The following is a 10,082-nucleotide window of genomic DNA, read 5'->3' as shown; positions in this document are numbered from 1 at the left end:
CCGTTCCTGCGTCAGTTGACTCCGGCTTTCCTTCCGCCGATTCTGAGATGGTAAACTCCACTTTCTCCGTATTTAACACATAACCGTTGGGCGCTTTCGTTTCGATGAAGGCGTAATGACCGGGTGCAAGGCCGGATGTTTTTACTTTTCCGTCCTTATCTGAAACCAGATCTTCTTTAACCGTTTTACCATCACTGTCGATGATTTTGAAAACTGCACCTTCAAGGTTTCGGCCTTCCGCACCTTCCTTCGTCAGCCGGACAGAGCCTTTATAGTTGACGGCCGTTCCTGCGTCAGTTGACTCCGGCTTTCCTTCCGCCGATTCTGAGATGGTAAACTCCACTTTCTCCGTATTTAACATATAGCCGTCAGGCGCTTTCGTTTCGATGAAGGCGTAATGACCGGGTGCAAGGCCGGATGTTTCTACTTTTCCGTCCTTATCTGAAACCAGATCTTTCTGAACCGTTTTTCCATCACGGTCGACGATTTTGAAAACTGCGCCTTCAAGATTCCCGCCGTCTGCATCTTTCTTCGTTAAAGCGGCTTTTCCTTTGTAATTCACCATTGATCCCAATTCAACATCAGGTACTTGATTCTTTTCGTTCTTTGCGATTGAGAAGTGAATGGCTTTTGTGTTTACGATAAACCCTGATGGGGCTTTCGTCTCCATCAGCCGATAGTATCCGGCGGGCAAACCGTTGATCTCAACTTTCCCATTTTTATCGCTTTCAATATTATTTTTTATCAGAGTATAGGTGCCGTCGCTTAATTTTTTCTCAAGCTTAAATACAGCACCGGCCAAAGGATTATTGTTTTCGTCTTTTTTGATAAGCGTCACCTTATTTTTTTGATTTATGACTTTATAGAGTGCTCCTGCTGCGGAGGATTTGCCGTCAATCGTAACGGAGACCCCGTTTACATAAGCATCGCTGATGGTGTAGCCGTCCGGAGCTTTTATTTCTTTCAGTACATACGTTCCGTAACGGATATTCCCAAACGTAAGTTTACCGGCATCGTCTGTTGTGCCCGTACGCAGCAGCTGCTTGCCGTCTTTAGACCATAATTGAAAGCCGGCTCCTGAAAGAGATGTTCCGTCTGATCCTGTTTTAGATATCGTCAGGCTTCCCTTCTCTCCTGATCCTGAGCCGCCGCCGCTTGAAATGGCGACAAACACTGAGCTGTTGTTCTCTTGGGTCTGCTCCTCAACATTTGTCCCTGATATCGACACTTTGTTGCTGACCTGACCGCTGCTGCCGGAAATATTAATGAGAGAACGATATTGTATGACATACGCGCGGTCGATTTGTTTATAGCCGCCTGTAAAGGTAAGGACAAATGATTGTTCGCCGGTGGCATTGTCAGTTTTTATATCTAGTTTATAGTCCTTATCTTTTTCAAGCTGCACATCACCCGGAATAAGGTTTCCGCTGCTGTCTTTCATAACGCCGTTCTCATTATATTTTGCTTGATATACTTTAAAAGAATCTTCATCTATTATTTGATTCTCATCCGGGGTGTCTTTGACTTTTACGTCATCCAGTGTCGATTGGCTGGCATTGACATTGATGTTCCAATCGATATTGTTTCCGTTTTGTTTGCCGCCTTTAGAAATCAGGTTTCCTCCGTTTGCGATGGAAACTGAACCCGTCAGCGTTCGGTCTGCATGGTCATTATTAAAGTACTCTGCTTTGTTTGTGTATTGACTCTGTTTAATGACCTGGCCTTTTAATGACGTTTTAAATTCAATCAGGTATGGTAAAGCGTCATCTGTTTTGAGACGTACGATTAACGTATTTTTGTTGCCGTCTGACGGCTCCTCTATTTCATATTTTGAAGGATCCAGCGCCTCCCCTTCAGTGATGGAGCCGTTTTTGCTGATGGTATACGTTTTAACAGCAACCGACCCATGCAAAAATTGCTGACCATCTGTGATCGTATCTTTTATATAAGGATTTTTTGAAGGTTCGCCATTGTAATTAATGCCGACTTTCCATGTGATTTCTTTTGAAACGGCGTTGTATGAGCCGTTTTTGAATCCGTTATGGGACGTCTGATTGTTCGGTGTGAAGCCGCTCGATTCCTTATTTGTGCGTTTGCCGCCGTTTTTATCCGTCCATGTCGACTCCGCCGTATTCTTAATGGGTTCGTTTGAAAAGTCAGCGTTGAATTTTGTCTTATACGTGATCTTAAACTGACTGTTTGTTTCTGCATAATCCCCGATCAATGCTATTGTAAAGCCTTGATTTCCGGGTTTTTTTGTTAATATATAGTCTGTTCCTTCTTTCAGCGTTTTGTTATCAGTCGTGTCTTGCATGTGAAATGAATCGTCAATGAGCGCCAGGCCTCCGCTGGTGAATTGATCATCCAGCGTCCAGTCTTTCATTGTGTAACCGTTTTTATTAACTGTGATTGTCCAATCAACCGTCTTCTTCTCATAGTCTGCATTTGAATAATTTTTGATCAGATTCTGCTGAATGGCGGTTCCCGGAGTTTCCTTTGATTCCCCTGTATCTGTCATTGCTGTATTGGTGTATTTGACAGGACTGTCAATAATGACCCCATCGTTGACTTGAGATTGATAAATGATCTTATATGCTCCTGTGACAGTTTGCTTGAATTTTATTTCAAAGCCGTTCCCGTTATCAGTCAGCGTATAATCCTCACCCTCTTTTAATGGGGCGCCCTCTTGTTCACTGCCGTTCTGGCTGAATGTAATCGGAAGGACTTTCAATGAACCGGGAACAAGATGCAGATCGTCTGATCCGAACGTATCCTTGATGCCGGCTTTGGATTGATCAATCTTTTTCTCACCGTAGTTGTACATAACAGCCCAGCTGAACGTTTGGGATTCTCCTTTATAACCTGTCGAAGATTTTTCTATCATTTTTCCGTAACCCGCTGTTACGGAAGCTTCCGCAGAAATTGGCTCCGCATTGTCTCCGCTGAATGCCGCCTTGTTTGTCAGCGTGATGTTTCCGCCTTTACCCGGCTTTGCCTCATCTTTAATTTCCGTGTCATATATGAGCCGGTAGGCTGAATCGATCGTCCCGGCGAAGGTGACACTACCGTTTTCGCCAACGGTATAACCTGAAGTTATCTCATTTCCCTGACTCACCGAGCCGTCAATATTCACATCAAGTTCATACACTTTCACAGAGCGGAAAATCAATTCGTCCGGAAGGCTTTCAGTCAATTTCGCATGTTTAACTTCTTCTTCCTTTTTATTAAGATCAACCGTCCACGTTACCTTTCCGGGATTAATACCTTTATCCAATGACCCTGATTTCTCAATGGTTTTATTGACATTCGGTTTAAAATAAACCGTTACGTCCGGCGTATCAGAGTTAACCGGAAACTTAATCTTTTGTGTGGTTGATCCTTTTATTTCTTTCTGATTGAATTGGGTGTTTACATACAATGACCCCTTGACGTTAGTATCTTCTTTTACCTCGCCGTTAAACGTCATGATGACATGGCCGCTCGTATTAATGGAAAAAGTTCCGTACGTACTATCGCCGTCGGTCAATGGCTGGTTCGTAATGTCATTATGCATGATAAATTCTTTAGGCAGATCAAATTCATATCGATCACCGTCGTTTATTGTTTTCCCCAGCTCATTCGGAATCGCCCATTGAATGGTGATATTTGCCGGAGAGTTCGTATTCGCAGGGTTGTTTTTGTCATATGGTTTTCCTTTTTCATCCGTCAATTTCACATCAGTTAAAATATTTTGCGTAATCCGGCTTCCGCCTGATTGAAGACTTTTAGCGGCAGATTTGCTTGAAACCGCCATTTTTGATTGACTGCGTTTAGCAGAAGGTTTTGATTTCGTTTTCTGTTCTGCTTTATCACCGCCGTCCGCAGATGCTGATTTTTCCTCTGTCTTTTCCTGAGGTTCAGCAGGTGTTGAAGAGGTGTTTTTTTCTGTTTCGGAATCCGTTGTTCCGTCTTTCTTTACAGGTATTAACACCTGCTGGGTCTTGCCGGCATCCAGTTGAAAAAGAGCTTTTGCCATTTTCGTCTCATCTGTTATGTCGGGAGTAAACTTCGCCGACAGTGTAATGGAGCCTTTGGCATCCCCGGCATCTGCTTCAGCATCGTTCACTTTCACTTCCAGCGTGCTGCTGTCTGCTTCAGCTTTATATATACCGATCACCCGATCAGCTGATGTCAGCTCACCTTCGGCATCGTTATCTAATGTAAAACTTTCCGGAATCTTTAAGGTGATATTCCGGTCACTTGCATCTTCCTTGTTTTTTAGCGACCATTCGTATGTCAGTGTCACTTTATCTCCCGGTGCTAAAGCGGGCTCACTCCCTTTTGACCCGTCAACAGTCTGCTGTCTGCCGTCTTTGACTGCAACTGAATCAAAGAACCCGCTCTCGCTTTGTTGTGATCCGGAAGCGGCTGCGATCGGAGTAAAGCTGACAACTTGGCTGAAGATGAAAAACAGCGTAAAGCATGAAATTAATGCCGCCCTCAGCCTTTTGCTTTTTTTCGGGCTGAACGAAAAGTTCCTCACTCCCAATGTCTTATTCCTCCCCTTTTATATAGACTTACGTTCGAACAAGCCGGTAAGCATGGGATTCTCCTTATCCGAACCAAACTACATTGTATGAAATCGGCCTATACAAATTCTGTACATGGGATTATTTCAGAAATAACGCACAAAAAAAGACCGGCATCAGCCGGTCCGGTCATTCAATCGTCAATTGATTTTATCCTTCAATTGTTTATAGCGTTCGTATTCCTTTATCGCCTCTTCTACCTTTCCCAGTTTATTAAATAACTGCAGTTTGTATTGTATAATTTTATCGTCACCGGGCTCTATTTTCTCAACCTGCAGGCAAACATCCATCGCTTGATGATCGTTCTTCTCTTGGATGAGAAAACCAATCAGTTCGTACGCTTTGCTGAGCCACAGATGGGCCAGACGCGCTTTTTCCGGCTCCGCCCACAGATAGCCATTCTCCATGAGATAATGGTTTTCATATGACATGACAATGTCCATGTGCCGGGTTAGTGCAGCTGCGCTGAGCGGGGGAGCCTCTTTTAATGTTTTTTCCCATTCAACTGTATCAACCTTTACCCCGGAAAGCCGGAGAATGTATCCTATATCAGTATTTTCTATTGATTGGCTGAAAGGCAGCTGACCGATTAATTTCCGTATCTGATATATTGTCGAGTAGAGCTGGGTGCTTGCTTTTGATACATCATAAGCAGGCCAAAACATCTCCATCAGCATGTCTTTACTGACCGTGCGCCCTTGATTAAGAAGTAAAAATGCATACAGTTCACGGGCTTTGGATGTTCTCCACTTGACTGTTATGTATGTTTTGACACCATTTACCGATTGATAAAAGTCCAGGTTCCCAAAACATTGTATAACATAATCCGTCCCGGTATTCTCTTCTGCCGTCCTGAGTTTTTTATTCATTCGGATCCGCTCAACAGTTGTCAGCAGCCGGGCATTGTCAACCGGTTTTAAAAGATAATCGACAGCATTTAATTCAAACGCTTTGATCGCGAATTCATTATAAGCGGTGATAAAAATAACTTGAATATGTTCATTGACCTCCTGAATCGATTCAGCAAGCTCAATACCGTTTATCCCGGGCATTTCAATGTCAAGAAACACCGCATCAGCTGCTGAAAGCTCCGAATGCTCCAGAACTTCTGCCGGATCTTGAAACGTTATAATAGATTGAAAGGCGTTTGTCCGCTCAAGCATACGATTAAAATGAAGCAATGCCAGTTCCTCATCATCCACAATTAACGCTTTCAAACCGCATCCCACCCGTCAATATAGATATATCTGAAAATAATTTCAATTATACCATGTCCAACGCCCTATATAGTTGGATTCTTTTTCTTTCTCTTGTTGTATTATAACGTTTGTGATTACAATATTTATACATTACATAAGATAATAGAATGCCCCTGAATGGGATAAAGGAGTAATGATGTGAAAGAAAAATTTATTTCGATTTCGATTATTTGCGGCTACGCTGCTTTCTTTATGATTTTTATGGTCCTGAATCATTTTTCAGGATCATCCCTCCCTCAAGCGGAACAGGGCGTGATTAATCTGGAAAAGTGGGATTTTCAAAAGGATGGAAATGTCCAGCTGAACGGGAAATGGATTCTATATCCAAATCAGATGCTGTCACCGCAGGCGCTTCATTCAGCAAAAGGAAAAAACCCCGTACTCGTTGATGTCCCCGTCAATGTGAAGCTGTTCGGCAAAACGGCCGATGTGGATTACGGGACGTACAAACTGACAATCCGATCAAATGAAGACAATCAGGTTTTGGGGATCAGCACATCTTATATCTACAGTTCAAACCGCCTTTATCTTAATGGGAAATTAATCGGACAGAGCGGCAATCCTACAGAAAAAGCTGATTTTAAGGCGCAGAACAAACCGTACAGCAGCTTTTTCAGGCTTCACAAGGGTGACAATGAACTTGTCCTGCATTTTTCGAATTTCGGAAAAGTTCCCGGCTGGGGGATCGCAAAACCGATAACGTTTGGGACTCAAGAACAAATTATACGCGAGAATCAAATTTCCTTTTTCAATGATTCCATTATGATTACGGCTTTTTTCATTACCGGTTTATATTTTCTCGGCTTTTTTCTGCAACGGACAAAGGATAAACATTTATTGTTCTTTTCCGTGATGTGTCTGCTGTTTTCTGCCATTATTCTTATGATCGGGAAAGAAAGAATTATCTTTCTCCTCTTTCCGTCTATTTCATTTTCATTGCTGAATTCCTTGCGTATCATCTCAACCGTGCTTGTCAGCATGGCGGTTTTTCTTTATCTCTTTTATGCATACAGAGAAATTGTTTCAAAAACGACGATCACCATTTTAACCGCTTTATCCGGGATTATCTTGATCACTGATTTTATGTCCGGAAGTTTCATTGACCACCTCTCATACATTTTACATTCTGTGCTTGCCGTTACGACTCTGTTTTATATTACATATATTTTTACGATTGCCGCCATAAGAAAAATAAAAGGAAGCACGTACCTTACACTCGCATCCGTCTCGATGAGCGCTTTTGTGATTCTTACGACCATTTCAGCTTACAGCGGCAAAACGGCTTTTTCTTTTAATTCGCTCTATTCATTGCCGACAGTCATCGCTTTATTGGCGGTGGTTCTTCTGATGGCGCAGCAATTCGCCGGAGCTTTCCGGGACAATGAAGTCCTCTCACGGAAATTAGTCAAAATCGACCAACTGAAAGATGAATTTATCGCCAAAACTTCACACGAATTCAAGACGCCGCTGAACAGCATTATTAATATATGCCAAACCCTTGTAGCCGGCAGAAAAAAGAAGACGATAGAGGAAGAGAAAGAAAATATGCAGCTGATCATCCGTATGGGCTACAGACTTTCCGATCTCGTAAATGATATTCTTGATTTGGAAAAAATGAAGCAGGGTATGCTGCAGATTCGTCCGGTTCCCGTCGATGTGCATGCCGTCATATGCAGTGAAATGAACTTCTACCGGCTTTTATCCAAACATAAAAAACTTGCCATTCTTAATCATGTGCCGGACGGCCTCCCTTTGGTGCTTGCAGATGAAAACCGATTCCGTCAAATCTTAACCAATCTTGTTGAAAACGCAATCAAGTACACATCCGAGGGGAACATTATTCTTTCTGCTGAAAGCCTGAATGACAAAATGATTCAAATCACGGTGGCCGATACCGGCAGCGGCATTCCTAAGGCTGATCTTGAAACCATTTTTGATTCTTTTCAGCAAGCGGGAGGGACGGAAGAAGATGGAACGGGTTTAGGTTTAAGTATTGTGAAACAGCTCGTCAAGCTCCAAAACGGGGACATCTGGGCGGAGTCAGCGGCGGCGCAAGGATCAGCCTTTCATTTTACGTTACCCGCCGCTCAAATTGATTCTTTACCGGAAGCAAAGACCGAACTTCCTGAATCACATCCCGGGCAGAGAATGTCGGATATTTCGCTGGTCACGCCTTATCACTCAGAAAAAATCGATGCTCCGACGATTCTGATCGTCGACGATAACATCGAGAGTTTGAAAATTTTAACTGATATGCTGGAAGGTGTTCCTTATAACGTAATCGCAGTAAAAAGCGGAAAAGAGGCGCTTCAAGCTGTCTCTTCCTCGAAGCTTGACTTGGTCATATTAGACTTGATGATGCCCGACATGACGGGTTTTGAAGTCTGCACAATCATCCGCGAAAGATTCAGCATGGTCGATCTGCCGGTTCTTATCGTTACGGCAGCCATTATCAGCCATGACAAATACAAGGCGTTTCATGCCGGAGCAAACGACATCTTACAGAAGCCTTATCATTACTCTGAATTCACCGCGCGTATTAAAAATTTAATTTTGATGAAGCATACGGCTCACCAAGCCACAAATTTAGAAATGGCATTTCTTCAGTCGCAGATTAAGCCTCATTTTCTTTACAACGTATTAAATACGATCATCGCGCTCAGCCATTTGGATATTGAAAAAGCACGGGAAACGACTGCTGCATTTACAAACTATTTAAGGATGAGTTTTGATTTTCAAAACACTTCGGACATCAGCTCATTCAAAAACGAACTTTCTATCATTACGTCATATCTTTCTATAGAAAAAACACGCTTCGGCAAACGGCTTGATATCCTTTTTGATATTGAACAGGACATTGACTTCCCCCTTCCGCCTTTAATGATACAGCCATTGGTGGAAAACGCCGTTCATCACGGGATCAGTAAGAAAAGAGGCGGCGGACGGATAAAGCTGACAGCGAAAAAACAAGGCGAAAACACGTATTTTATCAAAGTGGAGGATAATGGAACCGGCATCATGCCGGACATACAGAAAGATATTTTGTCTTCTGATATTAATCGCAGTGTCGGCCTGAAAAATATCAATCGGCGGCTGAAGCATTTTTGCGGAAGCGAATTGACGATCACCAGCACCCCGGATGAGGGCACCGCTGTTTCGATGATGATTCACACTCCCGGCACAACGGAAGATTCGAACTCACTAAAAACGTCTTCATTAAGATACTGATTAACTTCAAAAGGCTTGTAAATACTTCTGCCGGCTGTCGGGGAATTCCCGTCAGCCTTTATAGAAAGACGTAAAAACAAAAAAGCTTGAAGAAAAAATGATATCTTCTCCAAGCTTAGATGATCCGCACCAGTCTGGCCGTTTTCACTTAAGAAATCGTAACTCCCGCGCTTGCATATCCCGCCACTGTATTAATAAGCGAAAGGCCTGTCGCAGTGGCGGAGAATACCATTAACAGCCGGGTTTGAGGAGTTACCGCAATGTTCAGCCCTGTCGTGATTCCGTTGCTGATGCTGCCGATTGACAATATGCCGGTGAGGGGAGGAGCTAAAGTGACGGATGCTCCGGGGATCGGCGTGAACGTATTGTTCGGCACTGTGGAACTGTATAATTGTGCGGTTATCGTAACAGTCGAGCCGACAAGCGACAAGGCTGCGGTTGTACTGAAATAGGCGGCAATTGATGTAATGGTTCCGCTTCTCGGAGCAGAAAAAGCAAAGTTCAGCAGAGTTCCTCCAGCCCCGGTAAGATCAATTGCACCTCCCCCTCCGACATTGACGCCCGTCACAGAATTGCCGAAGCCGACAAGGCTCACCGTTCCGATTAATCCGCCGGCAATGGTCGTCACGGCAGTTGGAAGACCTGAAGCATAGGGAATGATCGCGCCTGCTCCGGTTACTCCTGTTGCCCCGGTCGAGCCTGTTATCCCAGTAGCTCCTGTTGCTCCGGTTACTCCCGTTACCCCAGTTGCACCTGTTACTCCGGTCGCTCCCGTTACTCCAGTGGCTCCCGTTACCCCGGTCGAGCCTGTTACTCCGGTGGCTCCCGTTATCCCAGTTGATCCCGTTACTCCAGTGGCTCCCGTTATCCCAGTTACTCCGGTCGCTCCGGTTACTCCAGTTATTCCTGTTGCTCCAGTATCCCCGGTTACTCCCGTTACCCCGGTCGAGCCTGTTACTCCGGTTGTTCCCGTTACTCCGATGGCTCCCGTTATTCCAGTTGCGCCGGTTACTCCCGTTGCTCCCGT

General features: G+C 44.0%; 4 protein-coding genes and 1 pseudogene. 2 read left to right on the top strand and 3 right to left on the bottom strand.

Annotated elements, in window-relative coordinates; translation table 11 throughout:
• Together AC1RRX_RS13735 and AC1RRX_RS13730 are read right to left on the bottom strand one after the other, a co-directional pair.
• Positions 1 to 4,528 (bottom strand): SpaA isopeptide-forming pilin-related protein (locus AC1RRX_RS13735; RefSeq protein ID WP_237436966.1); only part of this gene is annotated, 4,528 nt, incomplete at its 3' end.
• 180 nt (positions 4,529 to 4,708) lie between these two features.
• Positions 4,709 to 5,785, bottom strand: coding sequence for a response regulator (locus AC1RRX_RS13730; protein WP_144464589.1), 1,077 nt, complete (start codon positions 5,783 to 5,785; stop codon positions 4,709 to 4,711).
• A gap of 234 nt (positions 5,786 to 6,019) precedes the next feature.
• Here AC1RRX_RS13730 and AC1RRX_RS13725 point away from each other — a divergent pair.
• A pseudogene (locus tag AC1RRX_RS13725) lies at positions 6,020 to 7,903 on the top strand (sensor histidine kinase); the annotation flags it as partial.
• A gap of 72 nt (positions 7,904 to 7,975) precedes the next feature.
• Positions 7,976 to 9,055, top strand: coding sequence for a sensor histidine kinase (locus tag AC1RRX_RS13720; protein ID WP_258566512.1), 1,080 nt, complete (start codon positions 7,976 to 7,978; stop codon positions 9,053 to 9,055).
• A gap of 148 nt (positions 9,056 to 9,203) precedes the next feature.
• Here the strand turns inward: AC1RRX_RS13720 and AC1RRX_RS13715 are convergent.
• Positions 9,204 to 10,082, bottom strand: an 879-nt coding sequence (locus AC1RRX_RS13715) for an exosporium glycoprotein BclB-related protein (protein ID WP_492870925.1), incomplete at its 5' end; no start/stop codon positions are given.

The organism is Bacillus sp. GW821-FHT11D08, from assembly GCF_058808515.1.
This window is presented reverse-complemented; position numbering and strand designations above follow the sequence as displayed.